Here is a 16,902-nt window from a genome sequence, read left to right as displayed (position 1 = left end):
CCACGGAGACCACTGTGTCATTTGAATTAAGCCCACAATGGCAACAGCGCCATGATGATGAACATAAAATCCGCCGCGATGATCATCGCAGTCCGTATCAGCGTGATCGGGCGCGGATCCTCCATTCTGCCGCCTTCCGTCGTCTGCAGGCAAAAACTCAGGTTCATGGCCACAGCCTGGAAGATTTTCATCGTACCCGGCTGACTCACTCGTTGGAAGCTGCGCAACTGGGCACAGGTATCGTAGCCCAGATCAAGAAGAAGCAGCCCGAGTTTCGCGATTTGCTGCCTTCAGAAAGCCTGATTGATTCGCTGTGTCTGGCGCACGATATTGGTCACCCGCCATACGGCCATGGTGGTGAAGTCGCACTCAATTACATGATGCGTGAGCATGGTGGTTTTGAAGGCAACGCGCAGACATTCCGCATTGTGACCAAACTCGAACCGTATACCGAGCATTTCGGCATGAACCTGTCACGGAGAACCCTGCTCGGTCTGATCAAATATCCGGCTTTGCTCAGCCAGAGCCGCGCCGCCCGGCAACCGGAACCCGCCGAACACCAGCGGCGGCTGAAAGCCAAGCAATGGAGCCCGGCGAAAGGCATTTACGACTGTGACCGGGATTTATTCGACTGGGTACTGGAACCTCTGCATGAACGCGATAAAACCCTGTTGTGCACCATGCGCGGTGAGCCGCAATCGGATTACCAGCACTGCAAAACCCGCTTTAAATCTCTCGACTGCTCGATCATGGAGCTGGCGGATGACATCGCCTACGGTGTGCATGATCTGGAAGACGCGATCGTGCTCGGTATGGTTACATACCAGCAGTGGCAGGAAGGCGCCGCCAGTCAGCTCGCGACCTGTGGTGACCCGTGGTTTGAAACGCATATCGACTCGATTGGCAAAATGCTGTTCAGCGGCAGACACTACCAGCGGAAAGACATAATCGGCGGTATGGTCAATGCGCTGCTGACCAGCATTTCCATTCAGGCGGTCGATGCCCCGTTTAAAAGCCCGCTGCTGGCCTGGAATGCCAGTCTGCAGCCGCAGATGGCCAGCGCCCTGGAGGTACTCAAACACTTTGTCAGTGAGTATGTCATTCAGGTGCCCCAGGTTCAGATTGTTGAATACAAAGGCCAGCAGATCATCATGGACCTGTTTGACGCACTCAGCGCCGATCCCGAACGCCTGTTACCCAAACTGACCCAGGAGCACTGGCGGGAAGCCAGCAGTGACAGCGATAAAATACGGGTGATCGCCGATTACATCTCCTCGATGACCGACGGCCATGCGCAAAAGCTGCATCGCCAGCTGTTCTCTTCCATCGTGCTCTAAATTAGCGTTTACAGTAATTGCGCTCAAACACGCCCGGGGGCATCTGGGCGATTTGAAACTCAATCATATGCTCAAACGCGCTCAGCAGCGGAGTAAAATCCCGGCCCGGCTCGAGGAGGGTCAAGGCATGGAACCCGGCCTCTACCGTCGATAAGCTGTTGGCTGACGGCGCTTTGCGAATGGTATAGTGGCCCTGCAGGTTATCCGGTAAGCGCACAGTAGCCAGTTGATGCAGGTTGGTCGACAGCTGCCACATTTTATACGCTTTTTTCCAGGTACCATCGAGCAATATCAGCCGCATTTTCTGTGCCGGCTGGCTGTCTCCCCGGGCCAGGCTGGTTACACATACCGAGTGTTCCGACGGGTACAAGACGTAATGTTGATAGATCTCATCCGCTAACAACTGGTTGAGCTGCGCGTGCAGGGAAAAGTCCTCGCCAACCAGGCAGATACAGTTTTTTAACGCAAGATTGAGAATCCGTGCCGTACCAAGCGGACGATGTTCTTCACTCGGATGCTGAAGGATGATAAGTTCCACCTCATTCGCCAGTGGCACAATCCATTGGCATATGCATGCTTTGTGCGATTTTCCACACTGAGAACAATAACGGGACATAGAGTGAACCTTTATACTTTACTGGCCATCATCAGCCTGATCTGCCTGGGATTACAATTTGAACCACTGGCCGGCATGGCAGAGTGGCACGCGTACAACATTCGTCACGGAGAATGGTGGCGGATCGTAACAGGAAATCTCACCCATACCAACTTTGCCCACCTGGGAATGAACCTGGTCGGGCTGTGGATCATCAGTTTTATCTTCCGCCCGACGATGAAAAACTTTTTGCTGGTTTTACTGCTACTGTGTGTTTGGGTCGGCGCGGCAATCCTGCTTACCAAGATGTCCGTCTACGTGGGCCTGTCCGGCGTATTGCACGGGCTGTTTGGTTACTGGGCATTGCGCGAGGTGTTTGAAGGTCGGCGCAGCAGCCTGCTGCTGGTCGCTGGCCTGGTGGGCAAAATCGCCTGGGAGCAGCTGTACGGCCCGCCGATGAGTACCGCGGCGCTGATCGGAGCCAGAGTCGCGATCGACGCCCACCTGTTTGGCGCCCTTGGCGGCCTGGCGTTGGCGCTGGCTGAAAAGTTGCTGAAAAAAGGCCGTGTTCTGTAGCATGGTTACTCGCGATATACTGTTACTCGCGATACACAGTTACTTGCGATGCACAGAAAACCGTTCTTCAACAAACGGGGACGGATCTTCAAACAATTTGCGGGCGCAGGTACCCTGCCTTTTCCTTCGTTCTCGGTGCGGCGCATAGTGCCCATCAGCCATTTTGCGCAGCCAACATAATACCTGAGCCACCTCATAAATGGCTCAGATAGCAGGTGCAGACGCCGGTAAGGGCGATCAGAGCACAATTCGCCCCTGGTTTTTCTCGATGGTTGCGGGACCGATACCTTTGACGTTACTCAGCTCGGCGGTGGTTTTGAATGGACCGTGCTGCTCACGATAGTCAACAATGTCCTGGGCTTTCTTCAGGCCGATGCCTTTGAGCAGATCAGCGATCTCCTCAGCCGGGGCGGTATTGATATTAACGGTGATTTCAATGCCTTTATATTTGTCGTTGGGCTGGGTGTCATTGGCCAGGCTTAGTGGTGCGAGTAAACACAACCACAGGGTTAACATCCATTTTATCTTCAGCATAAGCTCTCCTGTTTCCTCGAATGGGGTGACTAACAGAGCCAATCTAAGCTCCCCTGCCCGGCGATAAAAGTGCGCACAGCCGAAAATAAAACGGGCCGCGATTGCGGCCCGTTTTAATAAACATGCAAGTTACATCGGTATTGCTTAGTTGCTCACAACATAATACTCAATGTCAGTATTGGCACGCAGTACAGCAATTACCGAAGAAAGGTCCTGCTGCGAAGAGGCGCGCTGCATCTGGATAGCAACCTGACCGGCTAACTCTTCATCCAGTTCCGCATCCACTGCCACTAGTTCAATCACAACCACATTGCCCTGCATATCTTTCGACTGAGCATACACTGGCTGTTCACCTTGTGGCTTAGCCGTCGCAAATACTGTCGCAGCCAGTGGTGAGCGGCGATCGACGGTCTCTGTTTCACCAAACTCCAAACCGTTGTCAGCCAGAACAGCATGGTTACCTGCTTTAAGAGCGGTAACCACTTGATTACCCAGCTCCAGCGCTTGTTGTTCGCCTTTAACACGCGAAAGTTCAGCCACCGCTTGATCGCGCACTTCTTCCAGTGGCAATACGGTCTCATCACGTGCATCGTCAACGCGCACAACAATGATGTGTTCCGGCGCGACTTCAATCGCTTCCGAGTTCAGACCATCTTCTTTGACTTCCGGGCTCAGGATCGCTTGCATTACCGCCGGATTCAGCAGTACTTGTGGCGCATCAGCCTTAGAGATAAAATCTGTTGTCTTCACGTCCTGGCCGACAGCCTTTGACGCATCATCCAACGAATCCGGGAACTCAAACGCCACACGTTCCAGTTCATTTTGCAACTCATAAAACTGCTCAACCGCACGCTGGTCAATCAGCTCTTGCTTAATTTCAGCAGCCACCGTATCAAACGGCTTAGCAACAGAAGCTTGCAGCTCTTCCAGCTTGATAATGTGATAACCAAAATCAGACTTAACCAAACCAGTCATATCACCAACGTTTTGCAGGGCGAATGCCGCCTGTTCAAAGGCAGGGTCCATCACATCACGCTCAATCCAACCCAGCTCACCGCCGTTTTCAGCGCTACCGAAGTCGTCTGATTTTTCCTGCGCCAGAGCGGCAAAGTCACCGCCGGCATTAAGTTCATCCAGAATAGCCTGCGCTTTCGCTTCGTCATCACCTTCAATCAGGATATGCGCTACGCGACGTTGCTCTTCTGTTGAGTATTTGTCTAGGTGCTCGTCGTAGTACTGCTTAACGTCTTCGTCAGAAACTTGGATTTGCTTCTTAAGCTCTTCAGCAGAAAGCTCAACGTAAGTAACTTTAACTTGCTCAGGGCGAGTAAATTTATCTGGGTTTGCTTTGTAGTACTCTTGAATTTCTTCGTCAGTAAGCTCTACTTTCTTAGCAAACTCAGCCAAGTCAATAGTGATTGTACGAACGTCACGAGTTTGAGTGAATAGTTTGCCTTCTGCCTGAACTTCGCCAGGTAGAGTGAATTCACTGGTTTGTAGTGCGTTCAGTAGTTGCTCACGAACCAGTTCACGACGCATGTACTCGGCAAATGAGTCTGGAGAGAAACCAGCACGACGCAGAGATGCCTGGTAAATATCTTGATCGAACTGACCGTTAGATTGGAACTGAGGCATGTCTAGAATCATGCTACGAACTTGTGCATCGCTAATACGTAGACCAAGCGCTTCGGCTTGTTGGTCTAGCAGCAGGTCGTTGATCATGCGATCTAGAACTGATTTGCGGAAAGATTCAACATATGCAGGGTCAGCCAGCATTTGAGAGAAGTAATCACCCAATTGAGCTTGCATGCGGTTACGCTCATTCTGGTAAGCCATCTCGAACTCACCGCGACCAATCTCTGCATTACCGACTTTCGCAGCTGCGTTGTTGCTGCCACTTACCAGGTAGCTGCCCACACCAGCAAAAACGAAAGACAGGATGATGAGTCCAAGGATAATTTTGATCGCGATGCTGTTCACGCCTTCGCGTAATCGATCCATCATAATTTAACTGCTCTCCACAACTGAAGCCTACTGCTTCATATAAAAATGTAATGCGCGATAATATATCAGAAAAAGAAATGCGCATCAGTAGGATGCGCATAATTTAAAAAAGTTCGGCGTAGTCATTGTAAATTTCTGTTCAAAACGTGCCGTTTGAGCAAAAGTTGTTCACATTACCACCAGAAGACCGATGTAACTGATTAGTTACAAGCGTCTTTCAGAGCCTTACCAGCTTTGAATGCAGGTACTTTTGCTTCTGCGATTTGGATTTCTTCACCAGTTTTAGGGTTACGGCCAGTACGCGCTGCGCGAGTACGTACGCTGAAAGTACCAAAACCGACTAATGCCACCTGATCACCTGATTGTAGCGTGCCGCTTACTGCTTCAATAAATGCATCCAGAGCGCGACCTGCTGACGCTTTTGAGATATCCGCGTTTTCCGCAATTGATTCTACTAACTGAGTTTTATTCACTGTGATTTCCCCTTTGTGCCATCTATGATTTTTATTTGTGATGACTTTCGTTCCATTAAATAAAATAAGCCCTAGCCCTTATTAATCAAGGGCTAGCAGCTAACCAAGTTAACTTAGCCTCCAAAAAAAACGCTGACAAGCCTTTTCGGGCTTATCAGCGTAAACTTTTACTTATTTTTGCTACACATCACTATTTTTCAGCGACAAACTCAACCCCAGTTGGGTCTCGCTCCAGTGCAACTTTAAGTACTTCATCAATCCACTGTACCGGGAGCACCTTCAGATCGCAGATCACGTTGTCCGGGATTTCTTCCAAATCACGTTCGTTATCTTTCGGGATCAAGACGGTTTTGATGCCACCACGATGTGCGGCCAGCAGCTTCTCTTTCAGCCCGCCAATCGGTAGCACCTCACCACGCAAGGTAATTTCACCGGTCATGGCAACGTCCGCTTTAACCGGGTTACCCGTTAAGCTAGAAACCAGTGCAGTGCACATCGCGATACCGGCACTCGGGCCGTCTTTTGGTGTTGCGCCTTCCGGAACATGCACATGGATGTCGCGCTTCTCATAGAAATCTGAGTTGATGCCGAGTTTCTCCGCTCGCGAGCGCACAACGGTCATCGCCGCCTGGATTGACTCTTGCATCACGTCGCCCAGAGAACCCGTTTGTGTCAGCTTGCCTTTACCCGGCATTGACTGGGTTTCGATGGTCAACAGATCGCCGCCGACTTCGGTCCACGCCAGACCTGTCACCTGACCGATACGGTTGCTTTCGTCCGCTTTGCCGAAATCATGACGCTGAACACCCAGATACTCTTTAAGGTTATCCATACTAACCGTGACGGACTTGATGTTTTTATCCAGCAGGATGTTTTTCACTGCTTTACGGCAGATCTTAGAAATTTCACGCTCCATGCCACGCACACCCGCTTCACGAGTGTAGTAACGGATAATGCCGATGATCGCCGAGTCTTCAATGTTGATTTCTTCCGGCTTCAGGCCATTGCGTTTAACTTGTTTTCCAACTAAGTGACGCTTAGCAATATTGAGCTTTTCGTCTTCGGTATAACCGGACAAGCGGATCACTTCCATACGGTCCAGCAATGGGCCTGGAATGTTCATCGAGTTCGACGTTGCAACGAACATTACGTCAGACAAGTCGTAATCCACTTCCAGGTAGTGATCGTTAAACGAGTTGTTTTGCTCCGGATCCAGAACTTCAAGCAGGGCAGAAGCCGGGTCACCACGCATGTCTGATGACATCTTATCAATCTCATCCAGCAGGAACAGCGGGTTTCTCACCCCGACTTTCGACATCTTCTGGATCAGCTTACCTGGCAGGGAGCCAATATAGGTACGGCGGTGACCACGAATTTCCGCTTCATCACGTACACCGCCCAGCGCCATACGCACGTACTTACGCCCGGTAGCCGACGCAATTGAACGGCCCAGTGACGTTTTACCGACACCCGGAGGACCAACCAGACACAGGATTGGACCTTTTAGCTTATTGATCCGATTTTGCACCGCTAAGTATTCAAGAATACGTTCTTTGACCCGCTCCAGACCGTAGTGGTCTTCGTTGAGGATCTCTTCGGCCTTAGCAAGGTTCTTTTTCACTTTAGAACGCTTACTCCATGGCACACTGACCATCCAGTCGATGTAACTGCGCACTACTGTCGCTTCCGCCGACATCGGCGACATCATCTTGAGCTTATGCAGCTCTTGTTCGGTTTTCTCTTGCGCTTCCTGAGGCATTTTAGATTCTTCAATCTTCTGCTTCAGCGTTTCAAACTCATCAGGTGCGTCTTCCATCTCACCCAGCTCTTTCTGAATTGCTTTCATCTGCTCATTCAGATAGTACTCGCGCTGGGACTTTTCCATCTGCTTTTTCACCCGGCCACGGATGCGCTTTTCCACTTGCAGCAGATCGATTTCAGATTCCATCTGGCCCATCAAAAATTCCAGGCGCTCGGTCACGTTCACCAGCTCCAGCACCTGCTGTTTGTCGACCAGCTTAAGCGGCATATGCGCCGCAATGGTGTCCGCCAGGCGAGCCGCTTCATCGATGCCATTCAAAGAGGTCAGAACTTCCGGTGGGATCTTCTTGTTCAGTTTGATGAAACCTTCAAACTGATTGATCGCACTGCGTACGATCACTTCTTGTTCACGCTCATCCAGCTCTGGCGTGGTGATGAATTCGGCTTCGGCTAAGAAAAAATCGCTCTCTTTAAAATGGTTAATCTTAGCGCGTTGCTGGCCTTCAACCAGCACTTTTACCGTGCCATCTGGCAGCTTCAATAGCTGAAGAATGGTGGCAACCGTACCGACTTCAAATAGATCATCAACGGTAGGTTCATCTGTATCGGCTTGTTTTTGTGCCACAAGCAGAACCTGTTTGTTGGTTTCCATTGCTGTCTCTAGGCAGCTAATTGATTTTTCTCGGCCAACAAACAAAGGGATAACCATGTGCGGGTAGACCACTACGTCACGTAGGGGTAATACCGGGATTTCGATGCGCTCGGAACGTTCCAAGTTCATATAATTCTCTCTTCCGCTTTCACGTTTAACGTATTACTTAAGGCAGTATATGGGGGTTAATTGTTTGGATTCAATACGAGAAATAAAAAAAGGAGGTAATTACTTACCTCCTTTTTATCTGCTAACGGAATTATTCTGCTCCGGCCGCCTGATTATCAGCATTACTGTAAATCAACAACGGATCCGATTCACCATTAATCACTGACTCATCAATGACCACTTTACTTACGTTGGTCATCGATGGCAGATCATACATGGTGTCGAGCAGGACGCCCTCAAGAATGGAGCGCAGACCACGAGCACCGGTTTTACGTTCCATCGCTTTTTTAGCGATAGCACGCAGTGCATCCTCGCGGAATTCAAGCTCAGCATTTTCAAGCTCGAACAAGGCCGCGTATTGCTTGGTCAACGCATTCTTCGGTTCACGCAGAATCTGGATCAATGCATCTTCATCCAGTTCAGTCAGCGTGGTGGTCACTGGCAGACGACCGATAAATTCCGGGATCAGACCGTATTTGACCAAATCTTCCGGTTCCACTTTCTGGAACAGATCGCTGAGTGACTTGCTTTCGTCTTTGGAACGCACTTCCGCGCCAAATCCAATGCCGGTACCGGTTGCCACACGCTGTTCGATCACTTTGTCCAGGCCAGAAAATGCTCCACCACAGATGAACAGGATCTTCGAGGTGTCCACTTGGAGGAACTCTTGCTGGGGATGCTTACGCCCACCCTGCGGCGGAACGGAAGCCACTGTACCTTCGATCAGTTTTAACAGCGCTTGCTGAACGCCTTCACCGGATACGTCACGCGTTATCGATGGGTTTTCAGCCTTACGTGAAATCTTGTCGATCTCATCGATGTATACAATGCCACGTTCAGCTTTGGCTACATCGTAATCACATTTTTGCAGAAGCTTCTGGATGATATTTTCTACGTCTTCACCCACGTAACCCGCTTCGGTCAGCGTGGTGGCGTCGGCCATCGTAAACGGCACATCCAGGAATCGAGCCAGTGTTTCGGCCAGCAGGGTTTTACCACTACCGGTTGGGCCGATCAACAGGATGTTACTTTTACCCAGCTCTACCCCTTCGCTCGTTGTATCACCATTGCGTAAACGCTTATAGTGGTTATATACCGCAACTGCGAGCACTTTCTTCGCGTAATCTTGTCCGATTACATAATCATCAAGGTGTTCTCTGATTTGCTTTGGCGTTGGTAACGCTTCAGACTCTTTTTTCGGGAGAACGTCTTTGATTTCTTCACGAATGATGTCGTTACAAAGATCGACACATTCATCACATATGTAAACCGACGGACCTGCGATTAGCTTGCGAACTTCGTGCTGACTTTTGCCGCAGAAAGAGCAGTACAACAATTTACCACCGCTACTTTCTTTGCTTTTATCTGTCATTCGCTAACCTCTTAGCCTTTACTCATTATGATTGAGTGTATATCAATTTTAACCAAAATGCGCTGGTTATCTTACTCACCGCGATGGGTTAAAACCGCATCCACTAATCCATACTCTACCGCTTGCTCACCGGACATAAAGTTGTCACGATCCGTGTCACGTTCAATCACTTCTAGTGGCTGGCCAGTATGTTCGGCTAACAGTGAGTTCAGCTTATGTTTGATGCTGAGAATTTCCTGAGCATGAATCTGAATATCAGAAGCCTGGCCCTGGAAACCACCCAACGGCTGATGGATCATCACGCGTGAATTCGGCAGAACGTAGCGCTTACCCGGAGCACCGCCGGCAAGCAGGAACGCGCCCATAGAGCACGCTTGCCCCATACATACCGTACTCACATTAGGCTTGATGAACTGCATGGTGTCGTAGATAGACATACCCGCAGTGACGCTGCCGCCTGGTGAGTTAATGTATAAGAAAATGTCTTTATCTGGGTTTTCTGATTCTAAGAAAAGCAGCTGAGCCACGACAAGGTTTGCCATGTGGTCTTCTACTTGACCGGTCAGGAAAATCACGCGCTCTTTCAACAGACGTGAGTAGATGTCATAAGAGCGCTCACCGCGGGAAGTTTGTTCCACCACCATTGGTACTAGTGCGTCAATAATTGGTGACATTGCATTTTTTTCTTGGTAGCTCATATTCTTATGTCCCTAAAATAAATGGCCCGGATGATAAATATCATACGGACCATTGTTAGCAGAATAGTTAACGTTTAGTCAACCTTCTACACAAGATATTGCTTATTAAGCAGCAGGTTGTTGGTTCATTAGCTCGTTGAAGCCAACTTCTTTTTCCGTAACCTGTGCTTTAGCGATGATCGCGTCGATAGCTTGCTCTTCTAGAGCAACATTGCGCATGTTGTTCATCATCTGCTCGTTCTGCTCGTAGTAAGCAACAACTTCAGTTGGATCTTCGTAAGCAGTCGCCATCTCTTCGATTAGCGCTTTAACTTTCTCGTCGTCAGCTTTTAGCTCTTCAGACTTGATCACTTCGCCAAGTAGTAGGCCAACAACTACGCGACGCTTAGCTTGCTCTTCAAACAGTTCACGTGGAAGCTGAGCAGCAGCTTCTGGGTTGCCACCGAAACGTTGAGCAGCTTGCTGACGCAGAGCACCGATTTCCTGGTCGATAAGAGCAGCAGGAACGTCGATGTCGTTTTCTTTAACCAGGCCGTCAAGTGCCTGCTCTTTGATGCGAGTCTTAACTGCTTGCTTCAGTTCACGCTCCATGTTCTTACGCACTTCAGCTTTAAGCGCGTCAACACCGCCTTCTGCTACACCGAACTTAGCCACAAACTCGTCGTTCAGTTCTGGCAGCTCACGTGCTTCAACTTTGTTCACTTTGATTGCGAACTTAGCTGCTTTACCTTTTAGGTTTTCAGCGTGGTAATCTTCTGGGAAAGTCACGTCGATTTCGAATTCCATACCTTTGGTTTTACCTTCGATACCGTCTTCGAAACCTGGGATCATGCGACCTGCGCCCATTTCTAGTGGGAAGTTCTCAGCTTTACCGCCGTCGAACTCTTCACCGTCGATAGAGCCAACAAAATCGATAGTAGCGCGCATGCCAGCTGTTGCAGCTTCTTCTACTTCAGTCCAAGTCGCTTGTTGCTTACGTAGCGTGTTGATCATCTCTTCTACGTCTGCGTCTTTTACTTCAGTCAGTGGCTTTTCAACTGCGATGTTTTCCAGGCCTTTTAGCTCAACTTCTGGGTAAACTTCGAAAGTTGCGTTGAAAACAAGGTCTTCACCTTCTTTATTTTCAACTGGAGCGAAAGTTGGCGCGCCTGCTGGATTAATTTTCTCTTTCACGATCGCTTCGATGAAGTGACGTTGCATTACTTCACCAAGAACGTCTTGACGTACTGCTTTACCGTACATCTTAGCAACCATTTTTAGAGGCACTTTACCCTTACGGAAACCATCGAAACGACGGTTTTTAGCGATGTTGCGTAGTTCAGCTGTTACAGCATCTTCGATGTTTGCAGCTGGAACAGTAATGTTTAGACGGCGCTCTAGGCCTTCTAGCGTTTCAACAGTAACTTGCATTATATATAAACCTCTAAAGTGGCTCGGTCAGTCCGAGCGTATGAGCGCAACTCCTTGAGTGTACGCTGCATCCTTGTGTTGTGTTCTGTCCGAACACCTTAACTAAATTCGAGTATCGACGCTGATAGTCAGCACCGGACTAATCAGTGATATCTTCGGCGTTTTGCACCAAAGGTATCTCCTATTAGCCTCAGGACAGAATTTTTAGACGCGACATTCTAGCGATCTGTTGCTAACCTGTCGAGCCAATCGCCACTATGTGTGCAGACTCTGTACTAAATTCTCCAAGACCCACCACAAATTTGACCAATTTTGTGCTGTTCCCGGCCCGCCCTATCTAGAATGGGGACAATAGCGACTTTTTCAAGAGAATCGACAGCTTTTTTTGTTGAAAAGCGTAAAAAGAGATCTTGCTCTTGTTTTATTCCGCAGAATTGGAAACTATTTCGCCAATCACGCCTACAAACTATTAACATTTCTTTGCAGAAAAGCGTGAGAGCGTAAGTCTGTCGCAACCTGGTTGTATTTTACTGATTTTTTTCACCTTCTACTTAATGTGCGCGATCTCACTCAGGCGGACAATAGGTCTGGCACCGTCGCGACCAAAGTCTGCACCAGCAGACTGACTTTACCGTTACCTTGTGGTCACACCTCACCCAACGCCAATATGCTAAGCCACGGTCTAAACTTATATAAACTTGGTTAAAACAGGGGGACTGCCGATGATCAATGAAAAAATCCGCATTCCTATGATCCTTGACACTGTCCTGGTCGACGGCCTGTACCTACAGGAGCGCCGCTCCCAAAAGGAGCGACGGCGCAACAAGATACACTGGCTAGGGTATGAACGGCGGGTTGCCCGCTCTCCCCGCCGTCACGGCCATAAACCGATCGACGAAGAGGTGTGAGCGACAACGCTTCCTTTGGTATCAGAATAACCGTCACGGTTCTTTACACCTGACCATTATCCATTGATTAAGCTCAATAAACCACAGAATAAATGTGGATTATTTACCAACTCCCTCCTAAACGTTAGGTGACGCTTAATAAAGGAATGCTAATATGAGCCGGATTTTGCGCTGTACATTTTTAACTTTACTCATATGCGCCTGTGGATGGAGTTCAGCGCTAGTTGCGCAAAGTACCCTATCAACCGCAGACCACTCCCAGTTCAGTGAACTGCAAAAACCATTTTCAACAGGACCGGAGGTGACACAGGCCTGTCTGGAATGCCACACAGAAGCCGCCAAACAAATCCATCAGACCACCCACTGGACATGGGCCTTTGACGCCGGGTTCGGAGACAAAGTGGTGGGCAAAAAACAAGTTATCAACAACTTCTGTATCTCAACCGCATCGAATGAACCTCGATGTACCAGTTGCCATATCGGATATGGCTGGCGGGACAACACGTTTGATTTTACCTCACAACGCAATGTTGACTGCCTCGCCTGTCACGATAATTCAGGCCAATATCGCAAGTTCCCCACCGATGCCGGCCACCCCAATTATCAAGATAAAGAGTGGCCTAAAGGCTCTGGTAAAACACTTCCGGCCGTCGACCTGGCCAACGCCGCACAAAGCGTTGGGAGCCCAAGCAAAGCGACGTGTGGCTCTTGCCATTTTTACGGCGGGGGCGGCGATGGCGTAAAACATGGCGACCTTGACTCCAGCTTACTCCACCCCTCTCGTGATCTGGATGTGCATATGTCCTCAGACGGAGCAGGGTTTGCCTGTCATGACTGCCATACTACCAGTGGCCACAACACTGCCGGATCCCGTTATCAGATCAATGCCAAAGATCTGGACGGTATCGACTACCCCGGACACGGGGATCAAAACCGGGCTTCTTGTGAATCCTGTCATGGCCTTACCCCGCATCAAGGCAACAGGCTGGCCAACCGGCTAAATGAGCACGTCAGCAGCATCGCGTGTTCGACTTGTCATGTTCCGGAGTATGCTCGCGAGCGTAAAACCAAAACAGGATGGGACTGGTCAACAGCCGGTGACAAATCGCAGAAGACCACCAAGGACAACGAAGGCTACGTTACTTTTACCCCGAAAAAAGGTCATTTCACCTGGCAACGTAACGTCACGCCGGACTATGCCTGTTTCAACGGCGACATGAGCTATACCGTACTCGGAGAGCAGGTTTACCCCGATGACAATGGCGTTATCGCACTAACCATGCCACAAGGAGCATGTGGTGATAAAGACAGTCGCGTGTGGCCGTTTAAAATCATGCGTAGCAAACAACCTTATGACAGCGAAAACCATTTGATGGTGACACCACACTTATTTGGTAAAGACAGTAATGCCTTCTGGAAGCATTTTGACTGGCAAAAAGCGGCCGTTGCCGGTATGCAAGCCTCAGAGCAAAACTACAGTGGTGAACTGACGTTTGTGGATACCCGATACCACTTCCCAATCGTACACATGGTGGCCCCGAAAGACAAAGCGCTCCGCTGTGCTGACTGCCACAACGCAAATGGCCGATTAACGAAACTCTCCGGTTTTTACATTCCGGCACAGTCCGCGAATGACTGGATCGACAGTTTAGGCTGGACCGTCGTGATATTTACCTTAGTGATCTCACTTTGCCATGGCTTGTTCAGAATTTTGGCTCGCCGTAATAACACATAAGGAGCGAAGCGATGAAAGTAGTCTTATACAAACGATTTGAACGCTTTTGGCATTGGAGCCAATCACTACTGATGATCTTTATGCTTATCACCGGGTTCGAAATACACGGCTCATACAAGCTGCTTGGCTTTGGCCGGGCGGTGCTTTGGCATGAATATTGTGCATTTATGCTGATGGGGCTGTGGGTATTTGCCATCTTCTGGCACTTTACCACCGGCGAGTGGCGGCAATATCTCCCAACACCTGACAAAATCAGCACGATGCTACGTTATTACTCCTCTGGCATCTTCAAAGGAGCCCCCTACCCGTTCCACCCGTCGGTGCAAAGAAAGCACAACCCACTGCAACGCATGGCCTATCTAACCTGGAAACTGTTGATGGCACCGGTGATTTGGGTGACAGGCCTACTGCTGCTTTTCTACGCCCAATGGGAAAGCTGGGGGCTAGGCATGTTATCACTGGGTATGATTGCGACTTTGCACTTAATCGCGGCATTCCTGATCCTGGCGTTCCTAATCGGTCATGTATACATGACAACCACCGGAGATACACCGCTGGCACATATTAAAACCATGCTGAGGGGGTATGAGGAGACCGATGAAGTAAGCTCAGCGAGAACTTCCCCACCATCAGACCAAAACCAGTAATGGGCAACCCAGCCGGGAGGGGCATCGCTTCCCGGTTGCCATTATGATGAACAGCTGATGGCCATTTTCTTACCCCACTCAGGAGGTAACTGAGCATAGTGTTCATATTCTGGCTGTTCATCAAAAGGCCGCTTAAGTAACTCAGCGAGTTGCGCCACCTGACTAAAATCCCCCGCCTCTGCCTGCTCGATCGCCTGCTGCGCCAGGTAGTTACGTAATATGTATTTCGGATTGGCCTGGCGCATCTGTTCACATCGCCGCGCGGTTGGGACAGGTTGCCCCTGAGCGTCCACTTCCAGCTCACAACGTGCCAGGTAGCGCACCAGCCAGGCAGAAGCGGCTTCACGGTCAATAAACAAATCGGTCACATTGTGCTGTGCCTGACGATCCAAATTCGAAATTTCGCGGAAAAAACGGGTGTAATCAGTGTGATTGTTTTCCAGTAGATCAAACATCGCTTCGAATAAGCGGCCGTCATCGGCCATCTTGGTGTGTAGCCCCAGTTTACGGCGCATTAACTGGCTGAACACCCGAGTTAAATGAACGTCAAAGCGGCTCAATGCGCTTTCCAGATCCTGCCGCACCACCAGCGGAGAAAGGGCATGTGCCAGCGCCGACAGGTTCCACAATGCTATCCGGGGCTGTTGATCAAATGCGTAGCGCCCCTGGTAATCGGAATGATTACAAACATAACCGGGCTCATAATCATCCAAAAAGCCGAATGGCCCGTAGTCGAACGTCTGCCCGAGGATCGACATATTATCAGTATTCATCACCCCATGGGCAAACCCGTAGGCCTGCCAATAGGCGATCATGGTCGCGGTGCTCTCGACAATGTTATCGAACATCGCCGCATACGGGTTCGCCGCCGCCGTGCACTCTGGCATATGCCACTCAATAACTTTATCCGCCAACAGCCGCAGCTCATCCAACTGATTGGTGTAAAAGAAGTGTTCGAAATGGCCGATGCGAAGATGGGTCTCAGCCAGCCGGATCAGTAGCGCCCCGCTTTCCGCTCTTTCCCGGTACACCAGGGTGTCACTGGTGATCAAGCCTAACGCCCGGGTGGTCGGTATGCCTAAGCCCGCCATGGCCTCGCTGCACAAGTATTCACGCACTGTAGAGCGCAGCACCGCGCGGCCATCCCCCATCCGTGAGTAAGGGGTTAACCCGGCACCTTTAAGGTGAATATCATACCAGGTACCACTACGGTGTTGGATTTCCGCCAACAGCAACCCGCGTCCGTCCCCCAGATCCGGGTTGTAAACCCCGAACTGATGACCCGCATACTTCATTGCTAACGGTTGAAATACCGCTGGTACACACTGCCCGGAAAAAATCTTGAGCAGCTCCGGGTGCCCGGCCTTTTCGGGTAAATGAAACCGATCAGCCAACGCCCCATTCCAGATCACCCAGCGGCTGTTTTGTAGTGGCTGAGGTTTAACCAAGCGATAAAAGCTATCAGGCAACCCCGCATAGCGCTGACTTAACCGTACAGATCCCAACACCGACATCATCATCCCACCCCACAAAAACACTTTCCATCGTTCTAGGGCTTACGCTAGCACAGCTAAGCAGGAACAAACACAGACAAGCCATAAGGTTTTTTGCCACGCATAAACCGGTTCTAAAATATGCAATTGATTCAAATAAACTTTATTGCTTTGAAACAAGGGCTTGACGAATGACTCCTTTCGTTTTAGCTTATGCACATCGGACTGTAGCGCAGCCTGGTAGCGCACCGTCATGGGGTGTCGGGGGTCGCTGGTTCAAATCCAGTCAGTCCGACCATACACCTTAGAAAAGAGAGCTTCGGCTCTCTTTTTTTGTATCTGGAGTAAAGCAACCTGCCTGGATTGCGATCGCCCAAACTCATCACCGGCGGAAGCCCCACCCCCTTTTTTGTAGCCGTCGCTTAAATTTGGCTAAAAATACGACAACAACCCCAGCGCCGCCCTGCTCTGCCCACACAAAACCACGCTTGCTTCACCTCTATCCGACAACCTCCCTACCCCAAGCGGGTACTTCATCA

Annotated in this window: 15 protein-coding genes and 1 tRNA gene; 6 read left to right on the top strand and 10 right to left on the bottom strand. The window is 49.9% G+C overall.

Annotated elements, in window-relative coordinates:
• The first annotated feature begins 14 nt into the window (after window positions 1-14).
• Window positions 15-1,337, top strand: a complete 1,323-nt coding sequence (locus tag P2G85_RS07665) for an anti-phage deoxyguanosine triphosphatase (RefSeq protein ID WP_275863513.1) — start codon at window positions 15-17, stop codon at window positions 1,335-1,337.
• A gap of 1 nt (window position 1,338) precedes the next feature.
• On the opposite strand, the gene P2G85_RS07660 is transcribed toward P2G85_RS07665, so the two are convergent.
• Window positions 1,339-1,953, bottom strand: coding sequence for a DTW domain-containing protein (locus tag P2G85_RS07660; RefSeq protein WP_275863512.1), 615 nt, complete (start codon window positions 1,951-1,953; stop codon window positions 1,339-1,341).
• A gap of 3 nt (window positions 1,954-1,956) precedes the next feature.
• Between P2G85_RS07660 and rrtA the strand changes: the two genes are divergently transcribed.
• Complete coding sequence (gene rrtA, locus P2G85_RS07655; protein ID WP_275863511.1) at window positions 1,957-2,508, top strand: rhombosortase; 552 nt, start codon at window positions 1,957-1,959, stop codon at window positions 2,506-2,508.
• 237 nt (window positions 2,509-2,745) lie between these two features.
• Here the strand turns inward: rrtA and P2G85_RS07650 are convergent, their stop codons facing one another.
• From P2G85_RS07650 to P2G85_RS07615, 8 genes are all read right to left on the bottom strand, one after another.
• Window positions 2,746-3,033, bottom strand: coding sequence for a ComEA family DNA-binding protein (locus P2G85_RS07650; RefSeq protein WP_275863641.1), 288 nt, complete (start codon window positions 3,031-3,033; stop codon window positions 2,746-2,748).
• 153 nt (window positions 3,034-3,186) lie between these two features.
• Window positions 3,187-5,046 carry a peptidylprolyl isomerase gene (gene ppiD, locus P2G85_RS07645; protein ID WP_275863510.1) on the bottom strand — a complete coding sequence of 620 codons (1,860 nt, stop codon included), beginning with the start codon at window positions 5,044-5,046 and terminating at the stop codon, window positions 3,187-3,189.
• Window positions 5,047-5,246: 200 nt separating this feature from the next.
• A complete protein-coding gene (locus P2G85_RS07640; protein ID WP_275863509.1) occupies window positions 5,247-5,519 on the bottom strand; it encodes an HU family DNA-binding protein in 273 nt (90 codons plus the stop codon).
• A gap of 190 nt (window positions 5,520-5,709) precedes the next feature.
• Complete coding sequence (gene lon / locus P2G85_RS07635) at window positions 5,710-8,061, bottom strand: endopeptidase La (protein ID WP_275863508.1); 2,352 nt, start codon at window positions 8,059-8,061, stop codon at window positions 5,710-5,712.
• 130 nt (window positions 8,062-8,191) lie between these two features.
• The gene (gene clpX / locus P2G85_RS07630; protein WP_275863507.1) at window positions 8,192-9,472 is read right to left on the bottom strand and encodes an ATP-dependent protease ATP-binding subunit ClpX; all 1,281 of its coding nucleotides are present in this window, start codon (window positions 9,470-9,472) and stop codon (window positions 8,192-8,194) included.
• Window positions 9,473-9,543: 71 nt separating this feature from the next.
• Complete coding sequence (clpP, locus tag P2G85_RS07625) at window positions 9,544-10,170, bottom strand: ATP-dependent Clp endopeptidase proteolytic subunit ClpP (RefSeq protein WP_275863506.1); 627 nt, start codon at window positions 10,168-10,170, stop codon at window positions 9,544-9,546.
• A gap of 105 nt (window positions 10,171-10,275) precedes the next feature.
• Window positions 10,276-11,580, bottom strand: a complete 1,305-nt coding sequence (tig, locus tag P2G85_RS07620; protein ID WP_275863505.1) for a trigger factor — start codon at window positions 11,578-11,580, stop codon at window positions 10,276-10,278.
• 275 nt (window positions 11,581-11,855) lie between these two features.
• Complete coding sequence (locus P2G85_RS07615) at window positions 11,856-12,056, bottom strand: hypothetical protein (protein WP_275863504.1); 201 nt, start codon at window positions 12,054-12,056, stop codon at window positions 11,856-11,858.
• Window positions 12,057-12,302: 246 nt separating this feature from the next.
• Between P2G85_RS07615 and P2G85_RS07610 the strand changes: the two genes are divergently transcribed.
• From P2G85_RS07610 to P2G85_RS07600, 3 genes are all read left to right on the top strand, one after another.
• Entirely contained in the window at window positions 12,303-12,488 is a 186-nt protein-coding gene (locus P2G85_RS07610) for a hypothetical protein (RefSeq protein ID WP_275863503.1), read from the top strand.
• 154 nt (window positions 12,489-12,642) lie between these two features.
• Window positions 12,643-14,223, top strand: coding sequence for a tetrathionate reductase family octaheme c-type cytochrome (locus tag P2G85_RS07605; RefSeq protein WP_275863502.1), 1,581 nt, complete (start codon window positions 12,643-12,645; stop codon window positions 14,221-14,223).
• Window positions 14,224-14,234: 11 nt separating this feature from the next.
• Window positions 14,235-14,870: a cytochrome b/b6 domain-containing protein gene (locus P2G85_RS07600; protein ID WP_275863501.1), complete on the top strand. Its 636-nt coding sequence runs from the start codon at window positions 14,235-14,237 to the stop codon at window positions 14,868-14,870.
• Window positions 14,871-14,911: 41 nt separating this feature from the next.
• Here P2G85_RS07600 and P2G85_RS07595 read toward each other — a convergent pair whose 3' ends face one another.
• A complete protein-coding gene (locus P2G85_RS07595; RefSeq protein WP_275863640.1) occupies window positions 14,912-16,384 on the bottom strand; it encodes a protein adenylyltransferase SelO in 1,473 nt (490 codons plus the stop codon).
• 200 nt (window positions 16,385-16,584) lie between these two features.
• On the opposite strand from P2G85_RS07595, the gene P2G85_RS07590 reads away from it, so the two are divergent.
• Window positions 16,585-16,661: transfer RNA gene (locus P2G85_RS07590), tRNA-Pro, on the top strand.
• Window positions 16,662-16,902 lie beyond the last annotated feature (241 nt).

This window comes from Vibrio sp. CAU 1672, assembly GCF_029223195.1.
GTDB lineage: Bacteria > Pseudomonadota > Gammaproteobacteria > Enterobacterales > Vibrionaceae > Vibrio.
Note: the sequence above shows the minus strand (reverse complement) of the source record. Positions and strands in the feature narration are given on the sequence as shown.

Coding starts and splice junctions, on each gene's coding strand:
- P2G85_RS07605 (WP_275863502.1), top strand. CDS start 12,643: ATGAGCCGGATTTTGCGCTGTACATTTTTAACTTTACTCATATGCGCC.
- clpX (WP_275863507.1), bottom strand. CDS start 9,472: ATGACAGATAAAAGCAAAGAAAGTAGCGGTGGTAAATTGTTGTACTGC.
- tig (WP_275863505.1), bottom strand. CDS start 11,580: ATGCAAGTTACTGTTGAAACGCTAGAAGGCCTAGAGCGCCGTCTAAAC.
- P2G85_RS07595 (WP_275863640.1), bottom strand. CDS start 16,384: ATGTCGGTGTTGGGATCTGTACGGTTAAGTCAGCGCTATGCGGGGTTG.
- P2G85_RS07610 (WP_275863503.1), top strand. CDS start 12,303: ATGATCAATGAAAAAATCCGCATTCCTATGATCCTTGACACTGTCCTG.
- P2G85_RS07600 (WP_275863501.1), top strand. CDS start 14,235: ATGAAAGTAGTCTTATACAAACGATTTGAACGCTTTTGGCATTGGAGC.
- clpP (WP_275863506.1), bottom strand. CDS start 10,170: ATGAGCTACCAAGAAAAAAATGCAATGTCACCAATTATTGACGCACTA.
- P2G85_RS07615 (WP_275863504.1), bottom strand. CDS start 12,056: ATGTTAATAGTTTGTAGGCGTGATTGGCGAAATAGTTTCCAATTCTGC.
- lon (WP_275863508.1), bottom strand. CDS start 8,061: ATGAACTTGGAACGTTCCGAGCGCATCGAAATCCCGGTATTACCCCTA.
- ppiD (WP_275863510.1), bottom strand. CDS start 5,046: ATGATGGATCGATTACGCGAAGGCGTGAACAGCATCGCGATCAAAATT.
- P2G85_RS07660 (WP_275863512.1), bottom strand. CDS start 1,953: ATGTCCCGTTATTGTTCTCAGTGTGGAAAATCGCACAAAGCATGCATA.